Origin of the sequence: Burkholderia sp. BCC1644 (assembly GCF_902833225.1) — a bacterium.
Taxonomy (GTDB): Bacteria; Pseudomonadota; Gammaproteobacteria; order Burkholderiales; family Burkholderiaceae; genus Burkholderia.
This window is the reverse complement of record NZ_CADFEI010000002.1, coordinates 637,727-653,821: the sequence shown is the minus strand read 5'-3', so window position 1 is coordinate 653,821 and position 16,095 is coordinate 637,727. Positions and strand designations below refer to the sequence as shown.

Genomic DNA, 16,095 nt, shown 5'->3' with positions numbered 1-16,095 from the left:
TCGGCAGCCGTTTTCGTTTGCACGATCGTACGTCGGTCAGACCTGCGGCATCGCTTCATGCAACGGTGCGGCCGACTCCACGGCGATCGCGTCCGGCGCAGCGGTTCGCCGCGCGAGGTGAATCCCCGCGAGCATGCAGCGCACCGACCCGCCGGCCAGTTCGATCGTCGGCACGTCGAGCGGCAGCAGCCGCGCGGAACGCTCGATCACCGCGCGCTGGTCGCGCGTGAGGCAATCGAATGCGCGTCGCGACAGTGCAAGCACACGCCCGTCCTTGCCCGACAATTCCAGCGTATTCCCTGCGAAATTTTCGATTTGCGATTGATCGAGCGCGATCACCGCGCGCCCCGTTTCGGTAAGGCGTTGCGCGATCTCGCCGCGGCGCCGGCTGTCGGCGATCAGGTCGAGGCCGACCATCGCGAACTCGGTCGCGACGCTCATCATCACGTTCGTGTGATAGATCGGCCGCCCGCTCGCATCGGCGGTATCGAAGCAGATCGGCTCGAAATTGAAGTTCGTGCAGAAGCGTTCGAGTGCGACCGGATCGGCGCGGCGCGAACGCGCGGTGTAAGCGATGCGCGCGACGTGGTCGAGCACCATCGCACCGGTGCCTTCGAGGAACACGTCGTCGTATTCGAGGCCCGAGTAGTCGATCACGTCCTGCACGCGATACTCGGCCTTCAGCATCTCGATCACGTCCGCACGCCGCTCGCGGCGGCGGTTCGCGCTATACATCGGAAACAGCGCGACGTGGCCGCCCGGATGCGTCGAGAACCAGTTGTTCGGGAACACGGAGTCGGGCGTGTCGCGCTCACCGTGATCGTCGAATACATGCACGCGCACGCCGGCATCGGCGAGCGTCTGCGCGGCGGCCGTGACTTCGTCGCGCGCGGCCCCGGATACCGAGGACGTGTCGCTCGCGCTGCCGCCGGCCGTGCACTGGAACGCGTTGTCGGCCGCGGTCTGCGGGTTCGGCAGGAAGCGGTGCGGCCGGATCATCACGACGGCGGCCGGTGCCTGGATCGATACGAGATTCATGGAAGGCAGGAGCGAAGGGCAGGAAAACGGGCGGCGCACGGGCCGCCCGCGGATGACGGTCAGCGCGCGAACGCGGCGACGGCTTCGGTCACGAACGTCGCGTGACCCTGCGCGATCGCAGCCGGGTCGTCGATCAGCGCGAACAGGTTCTTCGGATCGACGGCCGGCGGAATCAGCGCGATCTCGACGCCCGCGTTGTGCTGCTGCGCAAGTGCGTACAGGTAGCGCAGCGCCGAATAATCCTCGAGCGCGAAGCCGACCGAGTCGAACACGGTGACTTCGTCCGCGCGTTCGCGGCCGGTCGTCTCGCGCTGCAGCACGCGCCACAGCTCGGTGACGGGGAAGTCGGCCGGCATCTGCTGGATCTCGCCTTCGATGCGCGACTGCGGCTCGAATTCGACGAACACGCGGCCTGCATGCAGCACGCCCGCCTCGAGTTCGGTCTTGCCGGGGCAATCGCCGCCGACGGCGTTCAGGTGCATGCCGGGCTCGATCATGTCGGCCGTGACGATCGTCGCGTACGCCTTGTCGGCGGTGACGGTCGTCACGATGTCGGCGCCGCGCACGGCGTCGGCGGTCGATGCGGCGCGCACGACGCGCAACCCGGGATAGGCGGCGAGGTTCTGCACGAGCTTGTCGGTCGCGAGCGGATCGACGTCGAACACGCGGATCTCGTCGATGCCGAGCAGCGTGTGGAACGCGATCGCCTGGAATTCGCTCTGCGCGCCGTTGCCGATCAGCGCCATCGTGCGCGAATCGGGCCGCGCGAGCAGCTGCGCGGCGAGCACCGACGTGGCGGCCGTGCGCAGTGCGGTGGTGAGCGTGAGTTCGGCGAGCAGCAACGGGTAGCCGGTATCGACTTCGGCGAGCGCGCCGAACGCCATCACCGTGTGCATGCCGCGCGCCGCGTTGACGGGGTGGCCGTTCACGTACTTGAACGCGAACAGCGACGCGTTCGCGACGGGCATCAGTTCGATCACGCCGTCGCGCGAATGGCAGGCGACGCGCGGCGACTTGTCGAAGTCGGCCCAGTGCAGGTAATCGGCGCGCAGCGTGTCGACGAGTTCGCGCAGGAACGTCGTGACGCCGGTCTTGGCGATCAGGCGGGCGGTGGCGGGAACGTCGAGGAAGCGGGTCATCGGTCTGTCTCCATATTCAGTGCCGGTACGGGTGTCCTGGCGTTCTGGTCGACCGGGCGGTGCTTCGGCGCGGGCCTCGGGCTTCCTGAAAAGCGCGGCGCGGCGTGTTCTGCCGGTCGATGGAGTCATTATTTCCGTGAGTCGAGCCAACAAAAAGACGGCAAAAGTGGCAGATTTCTCGATAGACTTGGCAGATTGCCGGCCGATTCCGGCAGTTTGTACGGTTTTCGCTGGTCGGAATGCGCAGTCTCCGGCACGCTGGCGGCCGGCTCACGCTCAACAGGAAGGCCCGTTCATGATCACGCTCGACGACGTCGACCGGCAGCTCATCGCACTGCTGCGCGACAACGCGCGACTGCCCGTCGTTACGCTGGCGAAGGAGTTGCGCGTCGCGCGCGCGACCGTGCAGAACCGGCTGACGCGGCTGGAGAAAAACGGCGTGATCGTCGGCTATACGGTGCGGCTCAAGCCGGCGGCGGAACGCCACCGGATTCGCGCGCTGATGTCGATCGCCGTGCAGGGCAATCGCGGCGCGGAAGTGGTGAAGGTGCTGCGCGGGCATCCGAACGTCGCGTCGATCCACAGCACCAACGGGCGCTGGGATCTCGTCGCCGAGCTGCATGCCGATTCGCTCGAGCACTTCGATCGCGTGCTCGGTGCGATCCGGCTGATCGACGGGATCGCGAATACCGAGACGAGTATCCTGCTGTCGACGCACAAGGCGTGACGCGGGCGGCGCCTGCGTCACGCTCCTTTTCGGGCGGTCAGGCGCGGGTCGCCGGTTCCGGAAACACCGGTTCGCCCAGCGTCAGCATCAACCGGTTCGCCCACGCGAAGATCGCGACCGCGTGCGACAGGTCGAGAATTTCTTCATGCGTCAGCCCTTCGGCTTCGAGTGCGGTGATGGCGCTTTCGTCGATCTCATCGGGCCGGTCGGTCAACGCGATCGCATAGCGGATGATCGCGCGTTCGCGTGCCGTCGTACCGGCCGTCGCCGGATCGTCGAATACCTGCTCGATCGCGTCGGTGCGTTTCGCGAGCTGTGCGAAGCGCTGCGCATGCACCGACGCGCAATACACGCAGCCGTTCACGCGCGACACGGCCGTGCTGGCCAGTTCGCGCTCGGCGCGCGACAGCCCGCCGGGGCCGTACATGATCGCGTTGAACACGCCCGAGCGTTGCCGCAGGATCTCGGGAAGATGCACGAGCAGCAGGTAATAGTCGGACGTCTTCGCGTGCGGGTGGCTTGCTTCGAGGACGGCCAGCTGATCGGGCGTCGCGGCATCGAGCGATACCGTGTCGAGCCACGCGCGCCAGCCGAGCGTGTCGGACGTGAAGCCATGCGTGGCCGTCGTCATGCAGCCTCCCTGGCGGCACGCGCCTGAAGCGCCTGCGCGGCAAGGGCGACGCGCAACTGATACGCGACGAACGCCACGAGCTGCGACAGCGCGACGATCGCGGGTGTCGTGAGGCCGGCCGACTTCAGTGCGTCGAGATCGGATGCGCGTGCGTCGACAGGGGCGAGCGTCAGGCGCTTCGAATGCGCGAGGATTGCGCCAAGACGTCGAGGCAGCGCGTCGAACGCGTCGGCATCGGCTTGTTTAATGTCGTCGATCGTGCCGCCTGCATCGAGCAGGCGGGCGCGATAAGTGTCGGCCAGTGCGTGCGCATTCGATGTCCGCGCGACATAGCGTGCCGCATGCAGCCGCTCGACCAGCGAAAGATCGCGCAATGCAGGGTCGAACAGCGCGGCCTCGCTCAGTTGCGTGTGCCGCAGCACCTTGTCGCGTGCGCGGCGCAGCGCGGCGACGGCATCGCCGTCGCGCAGGCCGGCCACCGCGTCGATCGTATCCGGCACGACGGCCGGCGTGATGGAATCAGTCATCGTTTCGGTTTCCCTTCTTCGTCTGTGTGATCGATGGACGCGCGCTCACGCATCGGCGTCGTGCCATTCGTCGCCTTGCAGCTCGGCATTCGCATACGCGACGAGCGCGTCGTAGTGACGATCGCGGTCAGCATCGAACAGCCGGCTCGCGATTCCGCGCGCGAGCCGCTTCGCGCCCGCGCTGATGGCGGGGATATCGCCGGACAGCTTGCCGTGGCTCAGGCTCGCCGCATGGTTGAAGCAATGGATTCGCGTGACGGCCGGGCATGCGCCGCGCTCGCGCTCCTGGAACGAGAATGCGGGGCCGAGATCGGGCGACTCCGCGAGTTCGTCGAGCCACAAACCAGGTTCCGGTCGATAGCGATCCTTCCAGCGCCGCACCTGCGAACCGAACGACGTAAATTCCTCGCGCGTCGTCCAGTCCGAATGAAATCCCGTCGCGAAGATCAGGAAGTCGACGGTGTAGCGCCCGCGCGGCGTCGTGACGTCGAGGCCGTCCGCGTGGTCGGCAAGTGTCTCGATCGGGCTGCCCGCATGAAAATGCGCATGTTCGTGGCGTGACACGCGCAGCACGCTGTCGCGGGGCGGCGGCGTCTGCGACGTAATCGCGTAGTGCATGAAGCGCCACTTCGTCGCGTCGTCGAGATCGGCATAGCCGTACACGAGCCCTGGGCTGCCGATGCCGGTCAGCTTGTTGATGCGCGGAATGTCCGCGCGGCGGAAGAACAGGTCGACGCGCGCGGCGCCGGCTTCGAGCGCGGTGCCCGCGTTGTCGAACGCGGACGCGCCCGCGCCGACTACGCCCACGCGCTTGCCCGCGAGCGCCGCGAAGTCGATCGGTTCCGACGAATGGGCCCGGCGCGTGCGTGGCACACGGTGCGCGACGGGGGGCACATACGGGCCGCCGAGCCCGTCACGGCCGGTCGCGAGCACGACGTGTCGCGCGAGCAGCGTCTGCGCTTCGCCGTTGCCGCGCACGTCGAGCGCGAGCAGCCCGTCGTCGCGCGGGCGCAGCGCGACGAGCGTCGTATCGTTGCGCACCTGCAGGTCGAGCACGCGCCGGTACCAGCGCAGGTAGTCCATCCATTGCGTGCGCGGAATCTTGTAGAGCGCCTCCCATGCATCGCGGCCGTACTGCGCTTCGAACCAGGCACGGAACGTCAGCGCGGGCAGGCCGAGCGCGGGGCCCGCGAGCTGCTTCGGCGAGCGCAGCGTGTCCATCCGCGCGAACGTGACCCACGGCCCTTCGTAGCCGGCCGGCGCGCGGTCGATCACGCACTGGTTGTCGATGCCGAGCAGGCGCAGTTCGGCGGACGCCGCGAGCCCCGCCATGCCGCCGCCGACGATCGCGACGTCGAGCACGCGCGTGCCGTCGGCTTCGCGCGGCGGCACCCACGACGGCGCGGGCAGGTCGAGCCAGCGCAGATCCTGCGCGAGCCGTGCTTCGAGTGCGTCGAGCTGTGTCGTCATGCGGCCTCCGGGCGCGTGCGGCGCGCACGTGTCGTGCGAGGTGGGCGAGTCGTCCGTTCGCTGCGTAACCGGTCGCCGCGCAGCAGCGCGTCATGCGCGGCTGCGTCGTGAAAGATCACGTCGTCGAGCAGCGTGCGTGTCGTGCGATGCAGCGCGTCGAGCAGCGCATCGACGGCTGCCGTGCGCGGCTTGCCGGCCGGCGTCGCGACGCCGAACGCGAACGGGATGTCGACGTCGAGCGGCCGTGCGACGACGCCGTCCACCGGCAGCGCGACGCCCGTCGCCGGATCGACGATGCCGATCCCGATACCCGCACGCGCGGCCATCACCGCATTCAGCGACGCATTGGTTTCGATGAACACGCGCGCATCGACGCGCGCGGCCGCGAACGCTGCGTCGATCCGCTGGCGCAGCCGGTGCCGGTTCGCGACCGTCACGATGCGGCGGCGCGCGAGATCGCGCAGCGCGATGCGCGGCTTCGCCGCGAGCGGATCGCCGGCGGGCAGCACGGCGACGCACGGCGTTTGCGCGATCCAGTGCACGTCGAGCCCGGCATGCGCCATCGGCAGCGTGACGACGCCGACGTCGGCCGTGCCGGCCAGCACTTCGTGCACGACATGCTCGGCCGACTCGCTGCGCAATTGATAGTTCGGCGCGTGTGCGTCGTCGGGCAGTGCGGCAAGCGCGGCGGGCACGAGCGTGGCCGCGAGCGACGGCGTCGCCGCGATGCGTACGGGTTCGGCCGTTTCATCGCCGAGCGCGCGGGCGCGTGCCTCGATCGCACGCAGGCCGACCAGCGAGCGTTCGACTTCCTCGTACAGCAGGAACGCGCGCCGCGTCGGCGTGACGCGCGGGCCGTGCCGGTCGAACAGCGCGTAGCCGAGATCGGCTTCGAGCTCCTGGATCTGCCGCGTGACGGCCGGCTGCGAGCGGCCGAGCAGCTCGCCGGCGCCGGTCACGCTGCCGGCCGACATGACCGCGGAAAAGGCTTCGAGTTGATGCAGCTCCATGACGCGTTCCGATGATGCGATTTGCGCATTGTAGAAGTGTGAGCATGCGTGATTCATATAATGATTTTTGCTATCGACAGCGCGAAAACTGCGAAGCGTGCGATTGCTGCGGCGTCCGGTTGCACAAGCCTGCACATCGGTTGCGCGTCGCGACGCGAAGGAAACGCCAATCGAATCAACGCGATGCGATGTGCGTCGATGGCGCGTGCCAAGCGGGTCGAACGGATGACCGTTCGCGAGCGCGATCCGCTTCGCGCGGCACGCGATATCGATATGCGCAAAACTTCGTTGGATCGCCCTGAACCGGATGGTTACATGCCCTCACTCTTTTCGACTGACTGAAGGTGGGGGGCGGGATGAACGTTTCGGGGAACGACGTACGCGGCGCATGGCGGCGCGTGCTGGGCACGGTGGCGGCGCTCGCTGCCGCATGGGGCTTGTCGACGGGCGGCGCGCTCGCGGCGGGCGTGTCGGGCGAGCCGGTGGTGGTCGGCGTGAGCGGGCCGCTCACGGGCCAGGACGCGCAATACGGCGAGCAATGGAAGCGCGGCTTCGATCTCGCGCTCGACGAGATCAACGGCAGCGGCGGCATTCACGGCCGGCCGCTCGCGATCGACTTCCAGGACAGCCGCAGCGACCCGCGCCAGGCAGTCGCGATCGCGCAGAAGTTCGTCGCCGATCCGCGCATCGCGATCGAGCTTGGCGACTTCTCGAGCGCGACGTCGATGGCCGCGTCGCCGATCTACCAGCGCGGGCAACTGGTGCAATTCGGCTTCACGAATTCGCATCCGGATTTCACGAAGGGCGGTGACTATCTGTGGAGCACCGCGCTGAGCCAGGCCGAAGAGCAGCCGTTGCTCGCGCGCTACGCGGTGAAGGAACTCGGCTTCAAGCGGATCGCGGTGCTGTACCTGAACACCGACTGGGGCCGCACGAGCAAGGACATCTTCGCGAAGGCGGTGGCCGGGCTCGGCGCGCAGGTCGTCGCGGCCGAAGGCTATCAGCCGGCGGAGAAGGATTTCCGCTCGACGCTCGTGCGGATCGGCGCATCGAAGCCCGATTCGATCGTGCTGATCTCGTACTACGCGGACGGCGCGCAGATCGTGCGGCAGGCGCGCACGTCGGGCGTCACGCTGCCGATCGCGGCGGTCGGCTCCGTATATTCACCGAAATTCCTCGAACTGGGCGGCACGGCCGTCGAAGGCGTCTATACGGAATCGAACTTCTTCCCGGCCGAGCCGCGCCCCGAGGTGCAGGCGTTCGTGACGCGCTATCGCGCGAAATTCCATACCGATCCCGATTCGTTCGTCGCGCGCGCCTATGACGCGCTGATCCTGTCGGCCGAGGTGCTGCGCCGCTACGGCACGACGCGCCAGGCCGCGCATGACGGCTTCGCGAAGGTCAGCGACGTGCCGAGCGTGATCTTCGGCAAGGTGCGCTTCGACCCGCAGACGCGCCGCGTCGCGGGCGCGCGCACCGTGTATCTCGTCGTGAAGCAGGGGCAGTGGGCGCTGTGGGATGGCGCGAAGCCGCAGCTCGCCGCACGCTGATTTCGCATGAACCGCATGCAAGTGACGGACGCATCGTGATGGCTTCCTGGCTCGACTACACGCTCAACGGCCTCATCGTCGGCAACATCTACGCGCTGCTCGCGGTCGGGCTCGCGCTGATCTTCGGCGTGTCGCACCTGATCAACTTCGCGCATGGCTCGGTTTACATGGTCGGCGCATTCATCGGCTGGCTGTGCCTGACGCGCTTCGGGCTGCCGCTGCCGGTCGCGCTCGCGGCGGTCGTCGTCGGCTGCGGCGCGCTCGGCGTCGCGATCGAGCGGATCGGGTTGCGGCCGCTGCGCCACGCGGCGCGCATCGCGCCGCTGCTCGCGACGATCGGCATCAGCTTCATCCTCGACCAGCTCGCGCAGCTCGCCTTCGGCGCAGACCCGCGTGCGGTGCCGACGCCGCTGCCCGACTGGCACGTGCGGATCGCCGGCGCGACGCTCGGCTCGCTCGACCTGCTGATCGCGGGCATCGGCATCGCGGCGGCCGCGCTGCTGTACGGCTTCCTGCGCTTCACGCGGCTCGGCTGGGCCGTGCGCGCGACCGCGCAGGATCGCGACGCGGCGCTGCAGATGGGCGTCGACGTCGATCGCGTGAACCAGACCGTATTCGCGATCGCATGCGCGCTCGGCGGCGTGAGCGGGCTGCTGGTCGGCATGTACTACAACAGCATCGATCCGGCGATGGGCTTCCAGGCCACGCTGAAGGGCGTCGTCGCGCTGCTGATCGGCGGGCTCGGCAACGTGCCGGGCGCGATCGCCGGCAGCCTGCTGCTCGGTCTCGTCGAAAGCTACGGCGTCGCGCTGTTCGGCACGAGCTATCGCGACCTGTTCGCGTTCGGACTGCTGATCGTGTTCCTCGTGTGGCGGCCGAACGGCCTGTTCAGCGCGAACCGCGCGCTGCCGCCCGAGCCGATGACGGGCACGTTCCTCGCGGCCGCGAAGGCCGTGCGCGTGCCGCGCCCGGTGCTCGTCGTGCTGATCGCGCTGGCGGCCGTGCTGCCGTGGCTCGGTGCGTCGCCGTACGTGCTGCAGACGCTCACCAACGCATGGTTGTACGGGCTGCTCGCGCTGAGCCTCACGCTCGTCGCGGGCACGGTCGGGCAGATCTCGCTCGGCCATGCGGCGCTGCTCGTGATCGGCGCGTATGCGTCCGCGCTGCTGTCGTCGGATCTCGGCTGGTCGCCGGCCGTGACGATTCCGTGCGCGGGCGTCATCACGGCCGTGCTCGGCACGCTGCTCGTCTATCCGGCGTTCCGGCTGCGCGGGCACTACGTATCGATCGCGACGCTCGGCATCGGCGAAGTGGTGAGCCTCGTGATCCTGAACTGGGACGGCCTCACGCGCGGCCCGCTCGGCATCACCGGCATCGCGCCGCTGCCGTGGGCGACGACCGCGCAGGCCGCGTACTGGTTCACGTTCGCGGTGCTCGTCGGGTTCGCGCTCGTGCAGGTGCGGCTGCTGCGCTCGCATCTCGGCCGCACGCTGCGCGCGGTGCGCGAGGATGACGTCGCCGCGCGCGCGCACGGTATCGCACCGAACCGCTACAAGGCGATCGCGTTCGCGGTCGGCGGCGTCGCGGCCGGTGTGAGCGGCGGGATTGCCGCCCACCTGTACAGCTACATCAATCACCAGACCTTCGATTCGCAGGTGTCGATCCTCGCACTGACGATGGTGATCCTCGGCGGGCTCGGCAACGTGCTCGGCGGTATCGCTGGCGCGATCGCGCTGATCGGGCTGCCCGAGCTGTTCCGCTGGGCGGCCGATTACCGGATGCTGATCTACGGCCTCGTGTTGCTGCTGCTCGTCCGGTTCCGGCCGCAGGGCCTGCTCGGTACGGTGTGAGGAGAGGAATGCGATGACCACCACTGGACCTTTGCTTGAAGTGCGGGGTTTGACGCGCCGCTTCGACGGCGTGACCGCGCTCGACGGCGCGAGCCTGACGCTCGCCGACGGCGAACTGCTGAGCGTGATCGGGCCGAACGGCGCCGGCAAGTCGACGCTGTTCAACCTGATCGCGGGTGCGGACCGCCCCGACGCCGGCCGCGTGACGTTCGACGGCCGCGACATCACGGGCACGGCGCCCGAACGCCTCGCGGCGCTCGGCATCGCGCGCACGTTCCAGCACGGCCGCGTGTTCGGCAACCTGAGCGTGCTCGACAACGTGCTGATCGGTGCGCACGCGCGGCTGCGCGCGGCGCGGCCCGGCTGGCCCGCGCTCGGCGCAGCGGCCGAAGTGCTGCGCGCGCTCGTGCGGCCGGCGGCGGTGCGGCGCGAGGAAGCCGCGTTGCGCGAAGAGGCGCGTGCGATCGTCGCCGGGTTCGGCGAACGGCTCACGCCGCGCATCGATCATCCGGCGCACAGCCTGTCGTATGCGAACCGGCGGCGCGTGGAGATCGGCCGCGCGCTTGCGCTGCATCCGCGCCTGCTGCTGCTCGACGAACCGACGGCCGGGATGAACGAGACGGAGACGGCCGAGATGCTGCAACTGATCCAGTCGCTGAAGGCGCGCGGCCTGACGATCCTGCTGATCGAGCACAAGCTCGAACTCGTGATGCGCGTGTCCGACCGCGTGATGGTGCTCGACAACGGCGTGAAGATCGCCGAAGGCGTGCCGCGTGACGTGCGGCACGATCCGCGCGTGATCGAAGCCTATCTCGGCCGCCGCCATGCGGGCGGTGCCGACGCGGTACGCACCACGCAGGCGGCCGCATGACCGCGCTATCTTCCGAACCCGACACGACCATGACCGACGCGCTGCTGAAACTGGAACACCTCGATACGTTCTACGGGCCGGTGCAGGTGCATTTCGACGTGAACTTCGAGGTCGGCCGCGGGCAGATCGTCAGCCTGCTCGGCGGCAACGCGAGCGGCAAGTCGACGACGATGAAGCTGATTCTCGGTTTGATGCGGCCGAAGCGCGGCGTCGTGCGCTTCGACGGCGACGACGTGACGGCGCTCGCGACGCCGCAGCGCGTGCGGCGCGGGATCGCGGCCGTGCCCGAGGCGCGGCGGCTGTTCGGCGACATGAGCGTGCGCGAGAACCTGCTGATGGGCGCGTACACGCGCGGCGACCGCACGGCGGTGGCGGAGGACTACGAACGCGTGCTCGACCTGTTTCCCCGGGTGCGCGAGCGGCTGACGCAGCGCGCGGGCACGCTGTCGGGCGGCGAGCAGCAGATGCTGGCGATGGCGCGCGCGCTGATGGCGCGGCCGAAGCTGATCTGCATGGACGAACCGACGATGGGGCTGTCGCCGCTTTACGTCGACAAGGTGCTCGAACTGATCGATGCGATCAACAAGCAGGGCGTGACGGTGTTCATGGTCGAACAGAACGCGAGCCTCGCGCTGGAGATCGCGCATTACGGGTACGTGCTGCAGACCGGGCGCGTCGTGCTGGAAGGCCCGGCGAGGGCGCTGCTCGACGACGAGCGGATCAGGGATGCGTATCTCGGCGGCGAGGTCGCTGCCTGATCGCGCGACCCGGGCCAGCCCCACGAATGCATTTTTCCGAACCGGGGAACGAACCCTGCCGGCCGCATTGCGGCGTCGCGCGTCGCTTGTCCCCTTGGGGGACAGCCGGCAAGGCTCGTTCGCAAGCCCGTTATTAACGTGAACAGGCCCTAACCGCGCACCCGCCGCTTCAACGGAAGATGAATGCGACGACGGCGTCGCAATGCGCATCGATCGCTTTCTCGTCGAGCGCGTCGATGCCGTGCGCGTAGCGCATTTCCGCGGTCAGCAGGTACGGCACCTGCGCGATCGCGGTAATCATGTACAGCAGCACGACCGGGTCGATCCGCGCGAGCCCGTCGGTCGTTTCGCTGACGTAGCGCACCAGCGGCACCGAGCGATCGTGGCGCGGCCGCACGAAGGTTTCCGCCATCCACTGCAGGCGCTCCGAATCGCGGTTGGCCTCCTGCATCATCAGCCGCGCGTGCTCGGGATGCGCGGCGCAATAGCGCACGTAGTTGCGGATGTATTGCTTGACGGCGTCGATCGAGAACGTGTCCGACGCCGGGTCCGGCAATGCGACCCCTTCCATGAACCGGTCGAACAACTGCGTCACGCTGGCGCGCCACAGGTTCTCCTTGTTGCCGAAGTAGTAGCGGATCATCGCGTGGTTCACGCCTGCCGCGTCCGCGATGTCGCGCAGGCTGACCGCGTCGAAACCGCGGGTCGAGAACTGTTCGAGCGCGATCCCCAGAATTTCCGAACGGGTCTGTTCGCTGCGTTCCTGCTGCGCCTGCCGGGCAATCTGCATCTGTCCTGTCCTTGATCGAATCCCCGGATTGTGCCGTCCGCGCGGATCGGCCGCAACGGGCCGTCCCGTCCGGCCGCTGCGCGCCGATGCGGCCTCATGCCCCGCCCGGGTCGGGGAAAACCCCGCCGTTGTTTCCGCCTTCACCCGCTTGACACACACGCTCAAAACAATAATTATCCACTCGGATAATTATTCGACGCAAACAGTTCGGCTGACGGTGCAAGCGCGGTGTCGGCCGGTCCCATTCATACGAAGTAACGCGTGATGACATCCTCGACTCGACTGCAGACCCCCATCGAATCCCCGGCCGCCGCGAGCATGGCGCCGGCGGATGGTCCCGACGCCCGTGCGCGGGAAACCGAAGCCCGCATGACCGACGACGAGCGGTTTTCGCTGCTCTACAGCCTGATGGTGCGCGTGTTCGGCCGCACCGGCCGCGAGCCGCGCGTGCCGGCCGACCTGCCCGTCATCGCCGGCTACGTCCCCGGCGTGCCGCGCCTGGGCGTGCCGGCGCTGAAGCTGGCCGACGCCAGCCTTGGCCTGCGCCATACCGAAACCGCGGACGAGCGCGCGACCGCGTTCCCGGCCGGGCTGGCGCTCGGCGCGACCTTCCATCCGGCGCTGGCGCGCACGATGGGCGCAGCGATCGGCAAGGAGGCGCGCGCACGCGGCTTCAACGTCGCGCTGGGCGGCGGCATCAATCTGGTGCGCGACGTGCGCAACGGCCGCAACTTCGAATACGTATCGGAAGATCCGCTGCTGTCCGGGCGGATCGGCGGCTGCGTGGTGGCCGGCACGCAGCGCGAGGGCGTGATCGCGCTGCTCAAGCATGTGTCGCTCAATGCGAGCGAAACCAACAAGTTCTTCCTGAACGCCGTGATCGATCCGGACGCGCATCGCGAGAGCGACCTGCTCGCGTTCCAGATCGCGATCGAGGCAGGCGATCCCGGCGCGCTGATGACGGCGTACAACCTGGTCAACGGCGAGTACACGAGCGGCAACCGGCATCTGATGCAGGATGTCGTCAAGGACGCGATGGGCTTCAAGGGCTGGATCATGTCGGACTGGCGCGCGGTGTACGGCTGGGAGTCCGCGCTCGCGGGCCTCGACCAGCATTCGGGCGCGCAGCTCGACGAGGCCGAGTGGTTCAACGAGCCGCTGCGGCGCGCGTACGACGAAGGCAAGGTGCCGCCGGCACGCATCGGCGAGATGGTGACGCGCATCCTGCGTTCCTGCTACGCGGTCGGCATCGATCGCGCGCGCGCGCCGGAGCCGGTCGATTTCGCCGCGCACGACGCGATCGCGCTGCAGATCGCCCGCGAGGGCATCGTGCTGCTGAAGAACGAACGCGAGGTGCTGCCGCTCGCGCCAACGGTGCGGCGCATCGCGGTGATCGGCGGTTTCGCGCAGGCGGGCGTGCTGTCCGGCTCGGGCTCCAGCCAGGTGATGCCGCAGGGCGGTTATGCGGCGGTCGTGCCGATGCGCAGCCATCCGCTGCTCGGGCCGACCGCGATGTGCATCGGCGGCGCGTCGCCGCTCGCGGCGCTGCGCGCGCAGCTGCCGGACGCGATCGTCGACTACGACAGCGGCGCGCACGTCGCTGACGCGGTCGCGCTCGCGCGCCGCGCCGACGTCGTGATCGTCAACGCGATCCGTCACGAAGGCGAGCGTTTCGATTGTCCGGACATGACGCTGCCGTTCGGCCAGGATGCGCTGATCGACGCGCTGGCGCGCGCGAACGCCAATACGGTCGTCGTGCTGCAGACCGGCAACCCGGTCGCGATGCCGTGGAGCGGCGAAGTCGCCGCGATCGTGCAGGCGTGGTATCCGGGGCAGGCGGGCGCGCAGGCGATCGCGGAGATCCTGACGGGGCGCGTCAATCCGTCGGGCCGGTTGCCGGTCACGTTTCCGGTCGACATCGCGGATACGCCGCATCCGGCATTGCCGGGCGCCGATGTCGAACTTGGCACGCCGATCGACGTGCACTACCACGAGGGCGCGGACGTCGGTTATCGCTGGTTCGCGCGGACGGGGCGGTCGCCGCGTTTCGGCTTCGGCTTCGGGCTGAGCTATACGCGCTTCGCGTACGACGATCTGCGGCTCGAAGGCGGCGACACGGTGACGGCGCGCTTCACGGTGACCAACACAGGCACGCGCGACGGCGACGACGTGCCGCAGCTCTACCTGACCGATGCCGGCAACGAGCCGCGCGCGCGGCTGCTCGGTTTCGAGCGCGTGACGCTGCGCGCGGGCGAATCGGTGCGCGTGTCGCTGACGGTCGATCCGCGCCTGCTGGCCCGGTTCGACGGGCAGGCAGCGCAGTGGCGGATCGCGGCCGGCACGTATCGCGTCGCGCTGGCGCATGCGGCGACCGATCACGCGATCGTCGGGTCGGTGCAGCTCGACGGGCGGGTGTTCGGGCGCTGAACGGAAGGCGGCGGACGATGAATGGAGAGGGAGTATGGACGAATTGATGTATGTATCGGCCCGCAAAACGGGCAACCGGTATCTCGGCGTGACGCTGACGGTCGCCTTCGTCGGCGTCTGGCTGGCGATGTTGCCGTATCCGATGATGATCCTGCCGATGCTGGCGGAAAGAATCTCGCCGACCGACAAGGCAACCGTGCTGGCGCGGGCGCTCGGTATCGGCTCGTTCATCGGCCTGGTCGCGCAGCCGATCTTCGGTGTGCTGAGCGATCACACGCGCTCGCGCTGGGGCATGCGCAAGCCGTGGATTCTCGGCGGCATGCTGGGCGGGCTCGGTGCGATGGCCGTCATGGCGACCGCTCGCACGCCCGCGCAGCTCGCGCTCGGATGGGGGCTGATGGCGTTGACGTTCAATTCGATCTTGAGCGGCCTTAACGCGGTGCTTCCGGATCAGGTCCGGTCCGACAAGCTCGGCTTCTATTCGTCGATCGTCGGATTCACGCCGCCGATCGGCATTCTTCTGGGCGTCGGGATCGCGAGGCACCTGGCTCCCGATCTCGTTTCGATCGCGCTGGTACAGGGGGCGATCGCGCTGGTGGCGATTACCTGCTTCGTCGTGCTCGCCAACGACCGGCGGCTCGATGCCCAACAGGTGAAACCGTTGCAGTGGCGGCAAGTGGCGGCAAGCTTCTGGACCAATCCGGTCAAGTATCCCGATTTTGCGATCGCGTGGCTGTCGCGTGCGCTGGTGCTGTTCGGCGTCAGCAGCTTGCAGTACTACCTGCTGTTTTATCTGCGCGACCGGATCGGCCTGTCGACGAAAGAGACGCCTCACGCGATGTTCATGTGCCTGTTGGTCGCCACGACGGCCATGACGGCCAGCGCGTTGGTATTCGGTCGCCTGTCGGATCGGCTGCGGCGTCGCAAGGTCTTCGTGATCGGGGCCGGCATCGGGATGGCGCTCGGGTTTCCGGTGCTCCTGTCCTGCACGACGTTCTCGCAATTGCTGGTCGTGATCGCTTGGATAGGCGTGGCGCAGGGCGCGTATCTGGCCGTCGACCTTGCGCTGGTGACCGAAGTGCTGCCCGACCGCAATGCCGCGGCAAAGGACATGGGCGTGTTCCATCTCGCGAACGTCGTTCCGCAGCTGTCCCTTTCCCTTCTCGCCACCTGGCTGACGGGGCCGGGCGGTGCGATCCGCTTCGACGCGCTGTTCATCGCGGCAAGTTGCGCGACGTTGCTCGGCGGGCTCGTCATCGCCGCGATCAGGTCGGTTCGCTGACATCGACTCGTATTTTTCTACCGGA

15 protein-coding genes are annotated in these 16,095 nt (G+C 68.3%); 8 read left to right on the top strand and 7 right to left on the bottom strand.

Annotation, left to right across the window (positions count from 1 at the left end; genetic code table 11):
• Window positions 1–36: 36 nt before the first annotated feature.
• Together HWX87_RS06330 and HWX87_RS06325 are read right to left on the bottom strand one after the other, a co-directional pair.
• Window positions 37–1,038 (bottom strand): arginine deiminase-related protein, encoded by a 1,002-nt coding sequence (locus HWX87_RS06330; protein ID WP_176046296.1) that lies wholly within the window; start codon window positions 1,036–1,038, stop codon window positions 37–39.
• Between the two features lie 59 nt (window positions 1,039–1,097).
• Window positions 1,098–2,177, bottom strand: a complete 1,080-nt coding sequence (locus tag HWX87_RS06325) for an ornithine cyclodeaminase (protein ID WP_176046295.1) — start codon at window positions 2,175–2,177, stop codon at window positions 1,098–1,100.
• 295 nt (window positions 2,178–2,472) lie between these two features.
• On the opposite strand from HWX87_RS06325, the gene HWX87_RS06320 reads away from it, so the two are divergent.
• Complete coding sequence (locus HWX87_RS06320; RefSeq protein WP_059687614.1) at window positions 2,473–2,904, top strand: Lrp/AsnC family transcriptional regulator; 432 nt, start codon at window positions 2,473–2,475, stop codon at window positions 2,902–2,904.
• A 37-nt stretch (window positions 2,905–2,941) separates the two neighbouring features.
• Here HWX87_RS06320 and HWX87_RS06315 read toward each other — a convergent pair whose 3' ends face one another.
• The 4 genes from HWX87_RS06315 to HWX87_RS06300 are packed head-to-tail and all read right to left on the bottom strand — an operon-like array spanning window position 2,942 to window position 6,542.
• Window positions 2,942–3,535 (bottom strand): peroxidase-related enzyme, encoded by a 594-nt coding sequence (locus HWX87_RS06315; RefSeq protein ID WP_176046294.1) that lies wholly within the window; start codon window positions 3,533–3,535, stop codon window positions 2,942–2,944.
• Window positions 3,532–4,062 carry a hypothetical protein gene (locus tag HWX87_RS06310; RefSeq protein ID WP_176046293.1) on the bottom strand — a complete coding sequence of 177 codons (531 nt, stop codon included), beginning with the start codon at window positions 4,060–4,062 and terminating at the stop codon, window positions 3,532–3,534. The genes HWX87_RS06315 and HWX87_RS06310 overlap by 4 nt, the downstream gene beginning before the upstream one ends.
• A 45-nt stretch (window positions 4,063–4,107) precedes the next feature.
• Entirely contained in the window at window positions 4,108–5,532 is a 1,425-nt protein-coding gene (locus HWX87_RS06305; RefSeq protein WP_176046292.1) for an NAD(P)/FAD-dependent oxidoreductase, read from the bottom strand.
• Entirely contained in the window at window positions 5,529–6,542 is a 1,014-nt protein-coding gene (locus HWX87_RS06300; protein WP_176046291.1) for a LysR family transcriptional regulator, read from the bottom strand. The genes HWX87_RS06305 and HWX87_RS06300 overlap by 4 nt, the downstream gene beginning before the upstream one ends.
• 60 nt (window positions 6,543–6,602) lie before the next feature.
• On the opposite strand from HWX87_RS06300, the gene HWX87_RS06295 reads away from it, so the two are divergent.
• Genes HWX87_RS06295 through HWX87_RS06275 form a run of 5 tightly spaced genes read left to right on the top strand, consistent with a single transcriptional unit; the run spans window position 6,603 to window position 11,571 of the window.
• Complete coding sequence (locus HWX87_RS06295; RefSeq protein ID WP_176046290.1) at window positions 6,603–6,884, top strand: hypothetical protein; 282 nt, start codon at window positions 6,603–6,605, stop codon at window positions 6,882–6,884.
• A gap of 14 nt (window positions 6,885–6,898) precedes the next feature.
• Window positions 6,899–8,092: an ABC transporter substrate-binding protein gene (locus tag HWX87_RS06290; RefSeq protein WP_176046289.1), complete on the top strand. Its 1,194-nt coding sequence runs from the start codon at window positions 6,899–6,901 to the stop codon at window positions 8,090–8,092.
• Between the two features lie 38 nt (window positions 8,093–8,130).
• A complete protein-coding gene (locus tag HWX87_RS06285) occupies window positions 8,131–9,942 on the top strand; it encodes an ABC transporter permease (RefSeq protein ID WP_176046288.1) in 1,812 nt (603 codons plus the stop codon).
• A 13-nt stretch (window positions 9,943–9,955) separates the two neighbouring features.
• Window positions 9,956–10,813, top strand: a complete 858-nt coding sequence (locus HWX87_RS06280; RefSeq protein WP_176046287.1) for an ABC transporter ATP-binding protein — start codon at window positions 9,956–9,958, stop codon at window positions 10,811–10,813.
• The gene (locus HWX87_RS06275) at window positions 10,810–11,571 is read left to right on the top strand and encodes an ABC transporter ATP-binding protein (protein ID WP_176046286.1); all 762 of its coding nucleotides are present in this window, start codon (window positions 10,810–10,812) and stop codon (window positions 11,569–11,571) included. Before HWX87_RS06280 ends, HWX87_RS06275 begins: the two co-directional genes overlap by 4 nt.
• A gap of 169 nt (window positions 11,572–11,740) precedes the next feature.
• Here the strand turns inward: HWX87_RS06275 and HWX87_RS06270 are convergent, their stop codons facing one another.
• Complete coding sequence (locus tag HWX87_RS06270) at window positions 11,741–12,361, bottom strand: TetR family transcriptional regulator (protein WP_176046285.1); 621 nt, start codon at window positions 12,359–12,361, stop codon at window positions 11,741–11,743.
• Window positions 12,362–12,730: 369 nt separating this feature from the next.
• Between HWX87_RS06270 and HWX87_RS06265 the strand changes: the two genes are divergently transcribed.
• On the top strand, window positions 12,731–14,788 hold the full coding sequence (locus HWX87_RS06265; protein ID WP_244137606.1) for a glycoside hydrolase family 3 C-terminal domain-containing protein: 2,058 nt from the start codon (window positions 12,731–12,733) through the stop codon (window positions 14,786–14,788).
• A gap of 34 nt (window positions 14,789–14,822) precedes the next feature.
• Window positions 14,823–16,070 (top strand): MFS transporter, encoded by a 1,248-nt coding sequence (locus tag HWX87_RS06260; RefSeq protein WP_176046284.1) that lies wholly within the window; start codon window positions 14,823–14,825, stop codon window positions 16,068–16,070.
• Window positions 16,071–16,095: the final 25 nt, after the last annotated feature.